The organism is Pseudomonas sp. Pse35, from assembly GCF_024519715.1.
Taxonomy (GTDB): domain Bacteria; phylum Pseudomonadota; class Gammaproteobacteria; order Pseudomonadales; family Pseudomonadaceae; genus Aquipseudomonas; species Aquipseudomonas paracarnis.
In genome coordinates, this window is the sequence record NZ_JALJRP010000006.1 from 59,245 (window position 1) to 75,856 (window position 16,612).

At 60.6% G+C, this 16,612-nt stretch carries 19 protein-coding genes and 1 pseudogene; 7 read left to right on the top strand and 13 right to left on the bottom strand.

The features are described from left to right. Nucleotides 1-30 precede the first annotated feature (30 nt). From OC445_RS07480 to OC445_RS07495, 4 genes are all read left to right on the top strand, one after another. Complete coding sequence (locus OC445_RS07480; RefSeq protein WP_198790473.1) at nt 31-831, top strand: transporter substrate-binding domain-containing protein; 801 nt, start codon at nt 31-33, stop codon at nt 829-831. Between the two features lie 219 nt (nt 832-1,050). Beyond that, nucleotides 1,051-1,848 (top strand): transporter substrate-binding domain-containing protein, encoded by a 798-nt coding sequence (locus OC445_RS07485; protein ID WP_032901820.1) that lies wholly within the window; start codon nt 1,051-1,053, stop codon nt 1,846-1,848. A 130-nt stretch (nt 1,849-1,978) separates the two neighbouring features. Next, a complete protein-coding gene (locus OC445_RS07490; RefSeq protein ID WP_054897532.1) occupies nt 1,979-2,938 on the top strand; it encodes an amino acid ABC transporter permease in 960 nt (319 codons plus the stop codon). After that, a complete protein-coding gene (locus tag OC445_RS07495) occupies nt 2,931-3,665 on the top strand; it encodes an amino acid ABC transporter ATP-binding protein (RefSeq protein WP_034125863.1) in 735 nt (244 codons plus the stop codon). The genes OC445_RS07490 and OC445_RS07495 overlap by 8 nt, the downstream gene beginning before the upstream one ends. Before the next feature lie 109 nt (nt 3,666-3,774). On the opposite strand, the gene OC445_RS07500 is transcribed toward OC445_RS07495, so the two are convergent. The 12 genes and pseudogenes from OC445_RS07500 to ubiE all read right to left on the bottom strand — a co-directional run bounded on the left by OC445_RS07500 (nt 3,775) and on the right by ubiE (nt 13,896). Then, entirely contained in the window at nt 3,775-5,682 is a 1,908-nt protein-coding gene (locus tag OC445_RS07500) for a methyl-accepting chemotaxis protein (protein ID WP_198790474.1), read from the bottom strand. A 135-nt stretch (nt 5,683-5,817) separates the two neighbouring features. Beyond that, entirely contained in the window at nt 5,818-6,690 is an 873-nt protein-coding gene (locus OC445_RS27080; protein WP_370694792.1) for a methyl-accepting chemotaxis protein, read from the bottom strand. Continuing rightward, nucleotides 6,676-7,734, bottom strand: a pseudogene (locus OC445_RS27085) (methyl-accepting chemotaxis protein); the annotation flags it as partial. The gene OC445_RS27080 and the pseudogene OC445_RS27085, both read right to left, overlap by 15 nt. Before the next feature lie 183 nt (nt 7,735-7,917). Further along, nucleotides 7,918-8,625 carry a 16S rRNA (uracil(1498)-N(3))-methyltransferase gene (locus OC445_RS07510; protein ID WP_054897530.1) on the bottom strand — a complete coding sequence of 236 codons (708 nt, stop codon included), beginning with the start codon at nt 8,623-8,625 and terminating at the stop codon, nt 7,918-7,920. Then, on the bottom strand, nt 8,622-9,413 hold the full coding sequence (gene tatC / locus OC445_RS07515) for a twin-arginine translocase subunit TatC (RefSeq protein WP_034125559.1): 792 nt from the start codon (nt 9,411-9,413) through the stop codon (nt 8,622-8,624). Before tatC ends, OC445_RS07510 begins: the two co-directional genes overlap by 4 nt. Continuing rightward, on the bottom strand, nt 9,410-9,817 hold the full coding sequence (gene tatB, locus OC445_RS07520; RefSeq protein WP_054897529.1) for a Sec-independent protein translocase protein TatB: 408 nt from the start codon (nt 9,815-9,817) through the stop codon (nt 9,410-9,412). Before tatB ends, tatC begins: the two co-directional genes overlap by 4 nt. A gap of 10 nt (nt 9,818-9,827) precedes the next feature. After that, a complete protein-coding gene (locus OC445_RS07525) occupies nt 9,828-10,106 on the bottom strand; it encodes a twin-arginine translocase TatA/TatE family subunit (protein ID WP_003187877.1) in 279 nt (92 codons plus the stop codon). A 26-nt stretch (nt 10,107-10,132) separates the two neighbouring features. Next, entirely contained in the window at nt 10,133-10,465 is a 333-nt protein-coding gene (locus tag OC445_RS07530) for a phosphoribosyl-ATP diphosphatase (protein ID WP_003187881.1), read from the bottom strand. Nucleotides 10,466-10,467: 2 nt separating this feature from the next. Next, the gene (gene hisI, locus OC445_RS07535) at nt 10,468-10,860 is read right to left on the bottom strand and encodes a phosphoribosyl-AMP cyclohydrolase (RefSeq protein ID WP_003187884.1); all 393 of its coding nucleotides are present in this window, start codon (nt 10,858-10,860) and stop codon (nt 10,468-10,470) included. Nucleotides 10,861-10,901: 41 nt separating this feature from the next. Next, the gene (gene ubiB, locus OC445_RS07540) at nt 10,902-12,506 is read right to left on the bottom strand and encodes a ubiquinone biosynthesis regulatory protein kinase UbiB (protein ID WP_236456423.1); all 1,605 of its coding nucleotides are present in this window, start codon (nt 12,504-12,506) and stop codon (nt 10,902-10,904) included. Beyond that, nucleotides 12,503-13,126, bottom strand: a complete 624-nt coding sequence (locus tag OC445_RS07545; protein ID WP_054919467.1) for an SCP2 domain-containing protein — start codon at nt 13,124-13,126, stop codon at nt 12,503-12,505. Before OC445_RS07545 ends, ubiB begins: the two co-directional genes overlap by 4 nt. Beyond that, the gene (gene ubiE / locus OC445_RS07550) at nt 13,126-13,896 is read right to left on the bottom strand and encodes a bifunctional demethylmenaquinone methyltransferase/2-methoxy-6-polyprenyl-1,4-benzoquinol methylase UbiE (RefSeq protein WP_003171186.1); all 771 of its coding nucleotides are present in this window, start codon (nt 13,894-13,896) and stop codon (nt 13,126-13,128) included. Before ubiE ends, OC445_RS07545 begins: the two co-directional genes overlap by 1 nt. A 145-nt stretch (nt 13,897-14,041) precedes the next feature. Between ubiE and OC445_RS07555 the strand changes: the two genes are divergently transcribed. The 3 genes from OC445_RS07555 (at nt 14,042) to OC445_RS07565 (ending at nt 15,792) form a co-directional block, all read left to right on the top strand. Next, nucleotides 14,042-14,317: a polyhydroxyalkanoic acid system family protein gene (locus tag OC445_RS07555; RefSeq protein WP_034125562.1), complete on the top strand. Its 276-nt coding sequence runs from the start codon at nt 14,042-14,044 to the stop codon at nt 14,315-14,317. Between the two features lie 104 nt (nt 14,318-14,421). Then, complete coding sequence (locus OC445_RS07560) at nt 14,422-14,844, top strand: phasin family protein (protein WP_034125563.1); 423 nt, start codon at nt 14,422-14,424, stop codon at nt 14,842-14,844. A 12-nt stretch (nt 14,845-14,856) separates the two neighbouring features. After that, nucleotides 14,857-15,792 (top strand): phasin family protein, encoded by a 936-nt coding sequence (locus OC445_RS07565; protein WP_236477358.1) that lies wholly within the window; start codon nt 14,857-14,859, stop codon nt 15,790-15,792. A 186-nt stretch (nt 15,793-15,978) separates the two neighbouring features. Here OC445_RS07565 and OC445_RS07570 read toward each other — a convergent pair whose 3' ends face one another. Continuing rightward, nucleotides 15,979-16,599, bottom strand: a complete 621-nt coding sequence (locus OC445_RS07570; protein ID WP_054919462.1) for a TetR/AcrR family transcriptional regulator — start codon at nt 16,597-16,599, stop codon at nt 15,979-15,981. Nucleotides 16,600-16,612: the final 13 nt, after the last annotated feature.

Sequence of the window (16,612 nt, forward strand, 5' to 3'; positions counted from 1 at the left end):
CCCCCAAATTGGACTCGCCACGGGGCATTCATGATCAAAAGGTATTGTTTGGCATTGCTGATGGGCTTTTTCCTGGGGGGGCACGCAGGTTTGCTTTACGCGGGCGCGCTGGACAACGCTGTGCGCCGAGGCGTGCTTAAGGTCGGCACAACCCCCAATAACGTCCCTTTCGAAATGCTCGATAAGCAGGGACGCATCGTCGGCTTTGAAATTGACTTGCTCCATACCATGAGCCGCGCACTTGGCGTAGAGCTTGAATTGGTGGCAGTGCCTTACACGGATCTGTTGCCGGGGCTGATGACGAACAAGTTTGATCTGATTGGCAGCGGCATGACGGTCACTCAAGAGCGCAACCTCAAACTCAACTTCAGTGACTCGTTTGTCGTGGTGGGCCAGACGGTGCTGCTGCACCCACGCATGGCCGGGAAAGTCTCCAGTATTGAAGAACTGGACGACGCCAGTTACCACGTGGTTACCACCCAAGGCACCACCGGTGAAGCCGCAGCACAGCGCTTTCTCGTATCAGCGCGGCTCAGCAGTGTGCCCAACCCGGAAGAAGGCGTGCGGCAGGTCGTTGAAGGCAAGGCCGATGCTTTTATCCATGATGCGCCCTACAACCTGATCGCGATGAGTCGGCCACAGAACAGTGCATTGTTGGCACTTGAGCAACCCTTCACCTTTGAGCCCTTGGCGTTTGGCCTGAAAAAAGGCGATTACGACAGCCTGAATTGGATCAACCATTTTCTCAACCAGATCGCCCAGGACGGCACCTACGATCGCCTGCATGACAAGTGGTTCAGGGATACGGCCTGGATAGCCGAGATCGACTGATCGTCATAACTGCTTACACATCAATCCCTGATCGAGAGGCCGCTCTGAAGCGTCTGCGCCTGTGTTTGGCCGGGTCGCTGTCAGGGTTTTCCGACACACGCCGATAACATTTACCGGTGAAACCTTTGTGGCGGACAACGAGTGGGTTAGGATCGCACCCCGAAATGGCGCAGCCCTCTTGTGCGCCAACCTTATAAGAATCGTTCAGGGGTCTTGATGATGAAAAAGTATCTTTCGATGCTGATGCTCGGCGTCACTGCGCTGGTCGCTGCCACTGCGGCCCAGGCCGGCGCCATTGATGAGGCTGTCAAGCGCGGCACGTTGAAAGTTGGCATGGACCCCACCTACATGCCGTTCGAAATGACCGACAAGCGCGGTGAAATCATCGGTTTCGAAGTCGACATCCTCAAGGCTATGGCCAAGTCCATGGGCGTCAAGCTGGAGCTGGTGTCCACCGGTTACGACGGCATCATCCCGGCCTTCCTGACCGGCAAGTTCGATATGATCGGCAGCGGCATGACCCTGACCCAGGAACGCAACCTGCGCCTGAATTTCAGCGAACCCTTCATCGTGGTCGGCCAGACGTTGCTGATCCGCAAGGAACTGGAAGGCACCATCAAGTCCTACAAAGACCTGAACGACGAGAAATACCGCCTGACCTCCAAGCTCGGCACCACCGGTGAGATGGTTGCCAAGAAGCTGATCTCCAAGGCCAAGTACCACGGCTACGACAACGAGCAGGAAGGCGTGCTCGACGTGGTCAACGGCAAGGCTGATGCGTTCGTCTACGACGCACCGTACAACGTGGTGGCCGAAAAGAAGGTCGGTAACGGCAAGCTGGTGTTCCTGGAAGAACCCTTCACCTTTGAACCCCTGGCGTTCGGTTTGAAGAAAGGCGATTACGACAGCATCAACTTCATCAACAACTTCCTGCACCAGATCCGTAACGACGGCACCTACGATCGCATCCATGACAAGTGGTTCAAGAGCTCCGAGTGGCTCAAGGACATGGAATAAGGCCTGACACCGAGTTGCCTGCATCGCAGGCAAGCCAGCTCCCACATTTGACTGTATTCACACATCAATCTGTGGGAGCGGGCTTGCCCGCGATGGCGGCCTATCAGGCGACACCTATGCGGAAAGTGAAATGAAACATAAAAAAGCCCAATGGCCCTGGCACCTGCTGACGGTGGTGGTGCTGGTCGGCCTGGCGGGTGCCTTGTACTACGCCACGTCGTTGATGTCCTACGAATGGCGCTGGAACCGCGTCCCCCAATACTTCGCCTATCAAGCCGAGACCTCCCAGCGCGCCGCGGATATTTCCACCGTGGTCGAGTTGGTGCGCAAAGGCGATACGGCCGAAGTCACCCTGCGCAACGACGCCGGAGTCGAGCAAAAGCTCACAGTCGCCGATAACAGTCTGCAAGTGGCGCGCGGCGACGATGTGGCTGAAGGCGATGTGGTCGGCGTGACCCGGCAATGGGCATTGGGACCATTGATGTGGGGCTTGTGGACCACGCTGTGGCTGTCGGTGGTGTCCGGCATCCTGGGTTTGGCGATTGGCTTGGCGACCGGGCTGTGCAGGCTGTCGAAAAATCCCACCTTGCGCGATCTGTCGACAATCTATGTCGAGCTGGTGCGGGGCACGCCGCTGCTGGTGCAGATCTTCATTTTCTATTTCTTTATCGGCACGGTGCTCAACCTGTCCCGGGAGTTTGCCGGGATTGCCGCGCTGTCGTTGTTCACGGGTGCCTACGTGGCCGAAATCGTGCGCGCCGGCGTGCAGTCCATCACCCGTGGCCAGGATGAAGCGGCGCGTTCCCTGGGCTTGAGCGCCAGCCAGTCGATGCGCCACGTGGTACTGCCGCAGGCCTTCAAGCGTGTGCTGCCGCCCCTGGCCGGGCAATTTATCAGCCTGGTCAAGGACACGTCCCTGGTGTCGGTGATCGCGATTACCGAGTTGCTCAAGAGCGGCCGCGAAGTGATCACCACCTCCTTCTCGCCGTTTGAAATCCTGTTTTGTGTGGCGGGCTTGTACCTGCTGATCAACCTGCCGCTGTCGAAGATGGCCAGCCGGCTTGAGCGGAGGCTTGCCCAAAGTGATTGAAGTACGCGATCTGGTAAAAGTCTTCGATACCCGTGGGCAACTGGTGCGCGCGGTGGATCACGTCACCACCCAAGTGGCCAAGGGCGAGGTGCTGGTGGTGATCGGTCCTTCGGGGTCCGGCAAGTCCACCTTCTTGCGCTGCCTGAATGGGTTGGAGGCGTTCGATTCGGGTTCGGTGAGCATCGACGGCCTGCAACTGGCCGACCCTAAGACCGACGTGAATGCCTACCGCCGTGAAGTCGGCATGGTGTTCCAGCACTTCAACCTGTTCCCCCACATGACCGTGCTGGAAAACCTGTGCCTGGCGCAAAAGGTCGTGCGCAAGCGCGGCAAGCAAGAGCGCGAGGCCAAGGCCCTGGCGCTGTTGGAAAAGGTCGGTATTGCGCAGAAGGCCCACGAGTTTCCATCGCGCCTGTCTGGCGGCCAGCAGCAGCGAGTCGCCATTGCCCGAGCCCTGGCCATGGAGCCCAAGGTGATGCTGTTTGACGAGCCCACCTCGGCCCTCGACCCGGAAATGGTCGGTGAAGTGCTCGACGTGATGAAGACCCTGGCCCTGGAAGGCATGACCATGGTGTGCGTCACCCACGAGATGGGCTTTGCCCGGGAAGTGGCAGACCGGGTGTTGTTTTTCGATCACGGCAAACTGCTGGAAGACGCCGCCCCGGCCGAGTTCTTCAATGCGCCAAAAGACCCGCGTGCCCAGGCCTTCCTGCGCCAAGTCCTGTAGAAATATTTGCCTCTGTGGCGAGCGAGCTTGCTCGCGCTGGAGTGCGAAGCGCTCCCAAGATTTTGGGGCCGCTGTGCAGCCCAGCGGGAGCAAGCTCCCTCGCCACAGGTCAAAGCTTGAATTTGTCGACCAGCGTCTGCAAGTCCAGGCTCAACCTTGTCAACTGAACACTCGCGGCCGCCGTTTCCTCGCTGGCGGCGGCGGTTTGTTCCGACACGTCCCGCACCTTCAACACACTGCGGTTGATCTCCTCGGCCACAGCGCTTTGCTGTTCCGCTGCGGCGGCGATCTGCGGGTTCATTTCCTGGATGATCGACACCGTGCGGGCAATGGCGCTCAGAGCGTCGCCGGCGTCGCGGGTCAGGGCGACGCTGTTGTCGGTCAGGTTGCGGCTGCTGTCCATGATGTCTGCCACCTGCTGAGTGCCATTGTGCAGGCCGAGGATCAGCCCTTCGATCTCCTCGGCCGATTCCTGAGTGCGTTGGGCCAGGCTGCGCACTTCGTCGGCGACCACCGCAAAGCCTTGGCCGGCAGTGCCCGCACGTGCCGCTTCAATGGCGGCGTTCAGGGCCAGCAGGTTGGTCTGCTGAGAAACAGACTTGATCACGTCCAGCACACTGGCGATCTTCTGGCTCTCCTGTTGCAGCGCGAGCATCGCACGGCCTGACAGCGCCATTTCACTGGCCAGGTTGCCAATCTGCTCCACGGCCTGGGTGACCACCTGCTCACCGGCGCCGGCCTGATGGTCGGCTTCTTGGGCCGCCACCGAGGCGCGTTCGGCGTGGCGCGCCACTTCCTGGGCAGTGGCGAGCATTTCATTCATTGCCGTCGCCACCTGGTCGGTTTCATCTTTCTGCTCGTTGAGCCCGCTGCGGGTCTGCTCGGTGACGGTGGATAACTGCGTGGCCGCTCCGGCGATCTGCCGGGCGCTGTCACCGATACTACTGATCAGGCTACGCAGGCTGCCGGTCATTTGCCCGATGCTTTGCTGCAACTGGCCGAGTTCGTCGCGACGGTCGACCGCCATGTCATGGCTGAGGTCGCCCTTGGCAACACGGTGGGCGGCGCCGAGAATTTCTCGCAGTGGCGCCGCAATCTGCCGGGCGATCCACCAGGCGGCCAGCGTGCCCAGTGCCAGGGCGGCCACTGTCACGCTGATCAGCAACGTACGGGTTTGGTCCGCCTCGTTGTTGCGCCTGGCGTTCTGGCTCTGGCTCAGCAGATTGCTCTTGTCCCGCAGCTCGTTGAGTCGCTGTTCGAGGCTGTTTTGCACGGTTTCGGTATCGAGCTGGGCTTGCTCGAGCTTTAGCAGTTGTTCACGGTAGTTGGCCAAATCGGTCTTGAGCAGCGTCGAGTCCACCGGGAGCGCGGTGACGGAAGCCAGCGCGGCCTGCAGTTCATCAAGCGACTGGTCGAACGCATTGGCGTAGGCCTTTAAGGTAACGGCCGCCCAGGCGGGGCTCTGCGCTCGATCTTCGGCTTGCTCCATGGCCTGGCGCAGGTTCTCGATGGCGTCGAGGGCCTTCTCGTCATTTTGATCGGGCAAGTCACTGGCCAGTTGAGCGAGGGTGTCACTGGCCTGCAGGGCGGACTTCTTGAGCGCTGGACGGATCTGCTCGCGCGCGGCCAGCAACGGTGGCAACTGTACGAGCGCGGCTTTCGAGCCCGACACCAACAGAGCCGCTTCTTCCAGCCATTGTCGGTCGGTGGCGGCTCGCAAGCGGCTCGAAAGGCCGGTCAGATACTGGTCGATCTGTTCAATCCTTTGGTTCATCTTGTCCAGGCTGTTGCTGTCCATCAGCGTGCGGTACACGATGCGGTCGGCGCGCATGGCCTCGGCTTCGACAGCCAGATGGCCCAGGACCGTCAGGCTGTCGGATCGGTAAAGCACGGCGCTCAAGGCTTGCCAGCCGGTGGCTGCGATCAGGAAACTGAGGATCAGCACTTGGCCAAAACCCAGGGCTAGCTTGAGGCGGACGCTGGCATTGACCAGCATGCGGGTCAGCCGAAGAAACATGGTGAACCTCCGAATCAGAGAAAGCGTTTCGCGACACATGAAACGCTAATTCGATTCGGGACCGTGGAGGGCTGATAACTGTGTAGGAGATTTCACAAGTTGCGGCGGCTTTGGTAAGCCGCCGTGTAGGGTAATTCAGACTCGGAAGCGCCCGACGAGGGTCTGCAGGTAGATCCCCAGGCGCGCCAGTTCGGCACTGGAGGACGCAGTTTCTTCGCTGGCCGACGAGGTTTGCTCGGAGATGTCGCGCACATTCAGCACGCTGCGGTTGATCTCTTCAGCCACGGCGCTTTGCTGCTCGGCGGCGGTGGCGATCTGTGAGTTCATGGCCTGGATGGTCGAGACGGTACGGGTGATATTGCCCAGCGCGTGGCCGGCCCGGCGCGTCAGCTCAACACTGCTCTCGGTCAGCCCGCGGCTGTTGTCCATGATGGTTGCCACCTGCTGGGTACCACTTTGCAGGCCGACGATCAGCTCTTCGATCTCTTCAGTGGACTTCTGCGTGCGCTGGGCCAGGCTGCGCACCTCGTCGGCCACCACGGCAAAGCCGCGCCCGGCCTCACCGGCACGCGCCGCCTCAATGGCGGCGTTAAGGGCCAGCAGGTTGGTTTGCTGGGCCACGGATTTGATCACGTCGAGCACACTGCCGATCTTGTCGCTTTCGCGCTTGAGTTCACCCATGGCCACCGTGGAATTACCCACTTCGGTGGCCAGGCGCTCGATCTGGGCGATGGCTTCACCCACCACCTGGTCGCCTTCACGGGCTTGCTGGTCGGCAGCCACGGCGGCTTCCGAGGCCTCTTCGGCATTGCGCGCCACTTCCTGCACGGTGGCCGCCATTTCGTTCATGGCGGTGGCCACCTGGTCGGTCTCGACCTTCTGGCTGTTGACCCCGGCGCTGGTTTGTTCGGTCACGGCTGACAACTGCTCAGCGGCGCTGGCGATCTGGGTGACCCCGTCGCTGATCCCGCCGATCAACTCGCGCAGGCCCACGGTCATGCTTTGCATGGCACGCTGTAATTGACCCAGTTCGTCCTGGCGGCCCGATTCCAGGTTGTGGCTCAGATCGCCGGAGGCCACACGCTCGGCGACTTCGAGGGTCTGGTTCAGCGGGATGACGATCTGGCGGGTGATGGCCCAGGCCGCGAAGACGCCGACGATCAGGGCCAGTACGGTGGCAAGCAGCAACAGGTATTTGGCCTGCGCGGCATCTGCGTCACGCACGGCGGTCTGGGAGACGGTGAGTTTTTCACTGTGGCCCAGCAGGATGTCGCCCTGGGCGATCATGGTTTTCAGCGCTGCTGCGCTGGCGACCTGGGAATCGCGATACTGGCTGACGGCGGCGCGGTAGGCTTGCAGTGAAGCCCCGGCTTCTTGCAGGTTGGCCTGGTATTGCGCAGGCAACTGGCCTTGCAGTTCGGTGATTTTTTTCAGGGCGTTGTCGATGGCATCCAGGGCCGGTTGCTCGGCTTCGACCTTGCCGCTGTAGGTGTAGCCGCGTACCTGGAAGCGCGATTGCTGGATCAGCTTGCTCTGCTCGACCACGCTGTTGAACTGGGCGACGCTGTCACCTTGCAGCAGGGCTTTTTCGATTTCGTTGATCTTGGCGACGGCATTGTCGGCGGTGTCTCCGAGCTTGCTGCGGGCGCCCTCACGTTTGAGGCCCGCCTGGACCATGGCGGCGAAGGCCTTTTTGTATTGGTTCAAGGCTTCCTGCTGTTGCTCGACCAGGGCTTTGTCGTCAGGTTGCTCGATCAGCTCGGCGGCGGTCTTCAGGCCGCTGTCGAGGTGGGCGAGCAGGCCGTCGACCTTGTCCGTGCCTTGCTCGCCACGGCGCATATCGAAGTCCAGGCGTGCCAGGCGCAGGTCTTTGGTCAGGCCATTGAGGCTGGAAATGAAGCCCAGCTTGTCGCCGCGACTGATCACATCCCCCAGGCCGGTCCAGCCGGTAAAGGTGATCAACAGCGTCAGGAGCAACACCAGGCCAAAGCCCACGCTCAGCTTGCGGTTGACGCTTACATTCCCCAACTTCTCGGCTAACCAACGATACATGCTGCGAACTCCCCTGGAACAAGGCTTGGACTTATTCAAAGGCTATCGGCAACGCACGGGGATACTTGATCGTTCCCACGCTCTGCGTGGGAATGAATGGCGTGACGCTCTGCGTCACAAGGGCGGACGCAGAGCGTCCTGAGCGGCATTCCCACGCAGAGCATGGGAACGATCAGTCGGGGGTTAGAACAGACGGGCGAGCAGGGCCGTTACGGCGGTTTCGACGCGTAAAATACGTGCACCCAGTTGCACCGGCTGTAAACCAGCCTTGGCCAGCAGGTCCACTTCATAGGGAATCCAGCCGCCTTCCGGGCCGATCGCGAGGGTCACCGGTTCCTCGAGGGCTCGGGGGCAGGCCGGGTAATCGCCCGGATGGCCGATCAGGCCCAAGGTGCCAGCCGCCATGGCCGGCAGACGATCTTCCACAAACGGCTTGAAGCGTTTCTCGATAATGATCTCGGGCAGCACCGTGTCCCGCGCTTGTTCCAGGCCGAGAATCAGTTGCTCGCGCACCGCTTCCGGCTCCAGGAACGGGGTTTGCCAGAAGCTTTTTTCCACGCGGTAGCTGTTGACCAGTACCACCTTGGGCACGCCCATGGCCGCCACGGTTTGCAGCACCCGGCGCAGCATCTTCGGGCGGGGCAGGGCCAGCAGCAAGGTCAGGGGTAGTTTGCTCGGTGGCGGTTGGTCGAAGCTCACTTGCAGTTCGGCTTCAGTGGCTTCCAGGCGCAGCAGTTGGGCATTGCCCATCAGCCCGCCAATGCGGCCCACACGCAGGGTGTCACCGACGGCGGCGCGGTGAACCTCCTGCATATGCACCAGGCGACGATCACGCAGCACTACGCGGTCGGCCGCGATAAAGTCGGCCTCTTCGAGCAGCAGCAGGTTCACGGCTGGGTCGCTGGCGGTTGGTCGTCGTCGGCAGGCGCGTCATCCGGGTGTTCGCCACGCTTGCTGATCAGGCCGCTGAACAGGATGCCCACTTCGAACAGCATCCACATCGGCACGGCCAGCAAGGTCTGGGAGAAGATGTCCGGTGGCGTGAGGATCATGCCGACCACGAAGCAGCCGATGATCACGTACGGGCGGATCTTTTTCAGGTACTTGACGTCGACCACGCCGATCCACACCAGCAACACTACCGCTACCGGAATTTCGAATGCCACGCCAAAGGCGAAGAACAGCGTCATCACGAAATCGAGGTAGCTGGTGATATCGGTCATCATCTCCACGCCGGCCGGGGTGGCGGCAGCGAAGAACTTGAAGATCAGCGGGAACACCAGGAAGTAGGCGAAGGCCATGCCGGTGTAGAAGAGCAAGATGCTCGACACCAGCAATGGCACAGCGATGCGCTTCTCGTGCTTGTACAGGCCCGGCGCGATAAAGCCCCAGATCTGATGCAGGATCACCGGGATCGCCAGGAACAGTGAGACCATCATGGTCAGCTTCAAGGGGGTCAGGAACGGCGACGACACATCGGTGGCGATCATCGTCGCGCCGGCCGGCAGGTACTGGCGCAGGGGCGTCGAGACGAAGGTGTAGATCTGCTGGGTAAAGGCGAACAGCCCGGCAAAGATGATGAAGATCGCCGCCACGCAACGCAGCAGGCGGGTTCGCAACTCGGTGAGGTGCGAGACCAGCGGCATGTGCTGGTCGTTTTCCGGTTTATCAGCGCTCATGGGGCTCGCGGCGGCAATGTAGGGTCATGGGGCGCGGGCGACGCGACGGGCGTCGGCGCAGGCGTCGGTGGGGCGGGCGCTGCCGGTGTGGCGTCGGCCACAGGGGCTGGCGCGATGCTGTGCTCGGCCACCGGCGTTACCGGCTTGGCCGGCTCTTGCACCGGGGAAAGAATCTTGCGGGCTTCCTGCTCCAACGAGAGGATGTGCTCGTTGTGCAATTGCCGACGGATTTCGTCGGCACCGATTTCCCGTTCAACTTCCTGTTTGATCGCGTTGAAACTGCGCTTGAGGCGCCCGATCCACAAGCCGGCGGTGCGTGCGGCACCGGGCAGGCGTTCCGGCCCCAGTACCAGCAGGGCCACCAGGCCGACGAGCAGCAGTTCAGAGAAGCTGATACCAAACATTAGTCAGTGCTCACGAGTCTTTGCGGGTCGGCTCTTGGACCTTTTCAGCCTGCACGTCGAAGGTACGGCGCTCGGTGATCGGCTGGGTGGCCTGCGGGTGAACAGGCTGGGCCGGTGGCACCGGATTGGCGCTTGGCTCGGCCGGCTTTTCATCATCGTTCATGGCTTTGCGAAAGCCCTTGATCGACTCGCCCACATCGGTGCCCAGGTTCTTGAGCTTCTTGGTGCCGAACACCAATACCACTACCACCAGAATGACGATCCAGTGTTTCCAGTCAAAAATGCCCATGCTTCAAATCCTCAAGTCTCAGTTATTCAGGCGGACGGGCGCGAGGCCTTCTCGGCGTGCCCGGACAAGCCGAAGCGACGGTCCAGTTCATCCAGCACGGCCTGTGGGTGCTGCCCCAGTTGGGCGAGCATCACCAGGCTATGGAACCACAAGTCTGCGGTCTCATAGATTACATCGCTGTAATCACCGCTGATTTGCGCGTCCTTGGCCGCAATGATGGTCTCGACGGATTCTTCGCCGAGTTTTTCCAGAATCTTGTTCAGGCCCTTGTGGTACAGGCTGGCGACGTAGGAGCTGTCGGCATCCGCGCCTTTGCGGTCTTCCAGCACCTGGGCCACACGGTTCAGGGTATCGCTCATGTTCAGTGTCCTGCTGGGTAGATGGCGTGCGGGTCTTTGAGCACCGGCTCCACAACCTTCCATTCGCCATTCTCGAACACGCGATAGAAGCAACTGTGGCGGCCAGTGTGGCAGGCAATGCCGCCGATCTGCTCGACCTTGAGGATTACCACGTCGGCATCGCAGTCCAGGCGCAGCTCGTGCAGGGTCTGCACGTGCCCGGACTCTTCGCCCTTGCGCCACAGTTTGCCACGTGAACGTGACCAGTAGATGGCGCGCTGCTCGGCGGCGGTGAGGCTCAGGGCCTCGCGGTTCATCCAGGCCATCATCAGCACGCGCCCGGTCTTGTAGTCCTGGGCAATGGCCGGCACCAGGCCGTCACTGTCCCATTTGATCTCATCCAGCCAGTCTTTCATGTTCGGCTCCGGCAATTTGCGACAGTGTATAACCGGATGGGCTATCGACGCACGATCAGATAAACGCCCACGGCGACCATGATGCCCGCTGGCCAGTGGCCTAGTGGGTTCAATGGCCCACCAATCGCCAGCATCACGCCGCCCACCAGGTGCGCGGCGCCGAGTAGGCGCAGGAACCAGTCGTCCTTGCGCTTGCGCCACGGTGGCTCAGGGTCCTTGGCATGGGGCTGGGACATGCGCTCCAGCAGGTCGCGGGTCATGTTGGCCAGGTGCGGCAGTTGCTCGAACTGGCTGTGCAGGTTGCCCAGCATGGTTTTCGGGCTCATGCGCTCGCGCATCCAGCGTTCCAGGAAGGGTTGCGCAGTGTTCCACAAGTCGAGGTCCGGGTAGAGCTGGCGGCCCAGGCCTTCGATGTTCAGCAGGGTCTTCTGCAACAGCACCAGTTGCGGCTGCACTTCCATATTGAAGCGCCGCGCGGTCTGGAACAGGCGCATCAGCACTTGGCCGAACGAAATATCCTTTAACGGTTTTTCGAAGATCGGCTCGCACACGGTGCGGATCGCCGCTTCGAATTCGTTGAGTTTGGTTTCCGCTGGCACCCAACCCGAATCAATGTGCAACTGCGCCACACGGCGATAGTCGCGCTTGAAGAAGGCAAACAGGTTGCGCGCCAGGTAATCCTGGTCTTCCGGGGTGAGGCTGCCGACGATACCGCAGTCGATGGCGATGTACTGCGGGCTCCACGGGTTGACGGTGCTGACGAAGATGTTGCCCGGGTGCATGTCGGCGTGGAAGAAACTGTCGCGGAACACTTGGGTGAAGAAAATCTCCACACCGCGTTCTGCCAACATCTTCATGTCGGTGCGCTGGTCGGCCAGGGTCGCGAGGTCGGTAACCTGCACGCCGTAGATGCGCTCCATCACCAGCACTTTTGGCCGGCACCAGTCCCAATACACCTGCGGCACATACAGCAGTTGCGAGCCTTCGAAGTTGCGTCGCAATTGGCTGGCATTGGCCGCTTCGCGCAGCAGGTCGAGTTCGTCGTAGATGGTTTTTTCGTAGTCGGCGACCACGTCCACCGGGTGCAGCAGGCGCGCATCGGCGGAGAAGCGTTCGGCGGCGCGGGCGAGGATAAACAGCCATGCCAGGTCCTGGCCGATGATCGGCTTGAGGCCTGGGCGAATGACTTTCACCACCACTTCTTCGCCGGTCTTGAGCTGCGCGGCGTGAACCTGCGCGACCGAGGCCGAGGCCAGGGGCTCGACGTCGAAGCGGCTGAACACCTCGCTGATCTTCTGGCCCAGCTGTTCTTCGATCAGCGCCATCGACTGCTGCGAATCGAACGGCGGCACGCGGTCCTGCAGCAGCATCAGCTCGTCGGCGATGTCTTCGGGCAACAGGTCGCGGCGGGTGGAGAGGATCTGCCCGAACTTGATGAAGATAGGCCCCAAATCCTGCAACGCCAAGCGCAGGCTGGCGCCACGGCTCAACGGCGACGGCTTGCGGGGCAACCAGCGCCACGGCAGCACATAACGCACCGCCAGCAGGAACCACGGCAAGGGCAGGGCAAACAGCAGGTCATCGAGACGGTAGCGGATTACGACGCGCTGGATACGAAACAAACGGCGGACGGCGAGCAGCTTCATGCGTTATCGCTTGGATCAAGGGAACGGCTCAAGCGCTCGAAGCGGGCCTCGAGGCGTTCCAGGTCGATTTTGGCCTTGTCGAGCTCGCGAAAGCGCGCTTGCGCTTCCCGTTGCCCGACCAGGGTGCGCGATTCTTCGCTCAGGTATTCGGCAAGGTTCTGGTTGAGGCTGGCGAACCCTTGCTGGTACCAGCGCGAGCGGCTGCGCAGGTGCCCGCTGATCAACTGGGTGGCGACGGGGCCGATCCAGCGCGACAGTTCATATTCCCAGTCCAGCTCCAGGTCTTGCAGCACGGCGGCCAAGTCCATCAGCACCGCACTGTCGCCTTCCAGCTCCACCTCGGGGCTGTGGAGGATGGCGGTCTTGTTGCGGCTCAGTGCCAGGTGCAACAGGCTTGAGGCTGGTGCACGCAGGGTGCAGTCGGCTTCAGCGGCCCATTGGGTGGCGAGCAGCAGGCCTTCATCGCTGGGCAGGATAAACAGCTGCACGGCGGGGCTGCGGCAATCAACGGCAATGACTTTGCCGGTCAGGTGCGCGAGCCGCGCCAGGGCGGTGCTGTCCAGGCGCAGTACACGGTTGATACCGTGCTCAACGCTGGCGAGAAGACCTTGCAGCAGCATCAGGGCTTGATGCCGCGGTGTAGGGCAACGATGCCGGACGTCATGTTGTGGTAGGTCACGCGGTCGAAACCGGCCTCCACCATCATCGACTTCAGGGTTTCCTGGTCCGGGTGCATGCGGATCGACTCGGCCAGGTAGCGGTAGCTCTCGGCGTCGTTGGTGATCAGCTTGCCCATCAGTGGCATGAAGGCGAACGAATAGGTGTCGTAGACCTTGGACATCAGCGCGTTGGTCGGCTTGGAGAATTCCAGCACCAGCAGGCGGCCACCCGGCTTGAGTACGCGCAGCATCGAGCGGATCGCGTCTTCCTTGTGAGTCACGTTACGCAGGCCGAACGCGATGGTCACGCAGTCGAAATGGTTGTCGGGGAACGGCAGCTTCTCGGCATCGGCCTGGACGAACTCGATATTGCCGGCCACGCCTTTGTCGAGCAGTCGGTCGCGGCCAACCTTGAGCATCGAGCCGTTGATATCGGCCAATACCACCTGGCCGGTGGGGCCAACCAGCTTGGAGAACTTGGCCGCCAGGTCGCCTGTGCCACCGGCGATGTCCAGCACCCGGTTGCCGGTGCGTACGCCCGACAACTCGATGGTGAAGCGCTTCCACAGGCGGTGCATGCCGCCGGAGAGCACGTCGTTCATCAGGTCGTACTTGGCTGCCACGGAGTGGAACACCTCAGCGACTTTTTCCGCCTTTTGGCTTTCCGGGACGTTCTTGAAGCCGAAGTGAGTGGTGGGTTCGGCATCGCTGCCTTTGCGCTGATCAGTCATATCGCTGTCACCAAAAGAGAATGCGGGACATGATAATCCCCAAGGCCTGCTTTGTCTTGGCAAGGCTGCAGGTAAGATAGACGCTCATCGAGACCTTTTGCCGCATGGCGGGTGTTCTGAGTCGTTATAAAGAGGAGTCATTGCAATGGCCCGTATTACCGTTGAGCGTGAACATACCCTGGGAAAAGAACAGGCGCGGGCCAAGGCGGAGCAATTGGCGCGCAAACTCGAGGATAAATATGGGGTGGAGTCTTCGTGGGCTGGCGACACCCTGAAGCTCAAGCGCTCCGGGGTAAAAGGCACGGTATTGGTGGCCGATGATTCGCTGCGCATTGATGTGGAACTTGGCCTGCTGATGTCGGCCATGAGTGGCACGATCAAGTCCGAAATCGAAAAGGCCCTGGATAAGGCCCTGGCTTGATACGGCTGTGCTTAGGGTGCCGATTCTAATTTTAAACCTTACTTTGTGCCCAAGCCCTCAACTCTTGCGGGCCGTCCGCCACCCAATTCTGTGTGAGGTGCACCATGGCCAAAGTTATTTTGAAGAAAAAAATCGACGTTCAGACCACCCCCCTGAGTGAGGTTAAAAGCTACGCCCGCAAGATCTGGCTGGCGGGTCTTGGCGCCTATGCCAAGGTCGGCAGCGAAGGCGGCGAGTACTTCAAGGAACTCGTTAGAAGCGGTCAACGTGTTGAAAGTAAAGGTAAAAAAGTTGTAGTTGAACAACTTGATGCCGCCAACAGTCAGATTGACCAAGTAAAGAGTAACGTCTCCGGCGTCAAAGGCCTGGTCGAAGTTCAACTGGATAAAGTTGAAAAAGCTTTTGATACTCGTGTCGGCAGTGCCTTGAATCGGATCGGCATTGCGTCTAAACATGACGTGGAGACACTCTCTGCTAAGCTCGAAGAGCTGACGGCATTGCTCGAACGTGTCGCGCGTAAACACTAAGGAGACATCGGGATGGCTGTTAAAAAGACTACTCAGAAAGAAGGCAGCTCGTGGGTCGGGAAAGTTGAAGAATATTCCCGCAAAATCTGGCTCGCTGGTTTAGGCGTGTACTCGAAGATCGACAGTGACGGCAGCAAACTCTTCGAGACCTTGGTCAAAGACGGCGAGAAGGCCGAGAAGTTGACCAAGAGCACGGTCGGTAAAAAAGTCGACGCTGCCAAGGCGAGTGCGGGTTCCGCCAAATCGAGTATTTCGGATACCTGGGGCAAGTTGGAAGAAACGTTCGACAAGCGCCTCAACAGTGCTATTTCGCGACTGGGCGTACCGAGCAAGGCTGAGTTGAAGGCGCTGCATAGCAAGGTTGATACCTTGACCAAGCAAATCGAAAAGCTCACCGGCGCCAAAGCGGCTCCCGCCAAGACCGCCGCGGCCAAGCCTGCAGCAAAACCGGCGGCCAAACCTGCGGCTAAAACCGCCGCTGCAAAACCCACCGCCAAAACTGCCGCCAAGCCTCTGGTTAAAGCCGCCGCTAAGCCAGCTGCCAAACCCGCTGCCAAAGCGCCGGCCAAAGCCGCGGCGAAACCTGCGGCCAAGCCAGCGGCTAAAACTGCTGCCGCCAAACCGGCTACCAAGCCTGCCGCTAAGCCAGTGGCCGCTAAAGCCGCCGCGAAACCTGCGGCTAAACCGGCTGCCAAACCTGCGGCTAAAACCGCTGCCGCTAAACCTGCTGCCAAGCCCGCCGCTGCGAAACCAGCTGCCAAGCCTGCAGCGGCCAAAAAGCCTGCGGTAGCGAAAAAACCGGCAGCCGCAAAGCCAGCCGCGGCGGCCAAGCCAGCCACGGCACCAGCACCGGCTGCTTCTACCGCCAATTCGGTGTCCGCGCCGACGCATGCGGCTGCTACCCCGACTGCAACGCCGGTTACCCCGACGCCATCCAGTCAGTCCTGATTTTTACGGGACACATAAAACGCCCGGTCTGCGAAGATTGGGCGTTTTTTATGCAAGCCTCAAAAACGCCGCATTCCCCATTTTGTAGGAGCGAGCTTGCTCGCGAAAAACTCAAAGACGCCGCGTTTATTCAGGAGGCACTCGTTATCGTTGACGTTTTTCGCGAGCAAGCTCGCTCCTACATGTTTAATCGGTGTCATCCAGGTACTTCAAGGCGAACCGCTCGGTCGCCTGCCGCGCCGTTGGCAGCAGATGCGGCGCCACCAGCATCATGATCTGGTACACCACCACCCGTACCTCACCTTCACGGTCCAGAATCCGTTGATAATCCAACGAAAACAGCAATGTCAGGGTGATCTGCTCCACCAGTTGCCCCAACGCCTGGGTATCGCTAACCAGTTGCCCTGCCGCCTTCAGCCGCGCAAGCAATGACGCCAAGGTGCGCTTGAGCGCCGTGAGCAGGTGACGGATCCCCTTGGCCAGCTTGGGCAAGCGCCCCGCCAGGTTCGACAAGTCCTGGAACAGGAACCGATAGTGGGCCATGCGCTCGACAATCAGGTGCAAAAACAGCCAGTAGTCCTCAGCTTCCAGTTGCGCATCCGCAGGAGGGTCCAGCAGTGGCGCCAGCTCACACTGAAAGCGCTCGAACAGCCCCAGCACCAACGGCTCCTTGCCATGGAAGTGGTAGTAGAGGTTGCCGGGGCTGATCCCCATCTCATTGGCCACCTCCATGGTCGATACGTTCGGTTCGCCCTTGTGGTTGAACAACTGCAGGGCGCATTCAAGGATACGGTCGCGGGTCTTCATCCAGTCTTCTTAA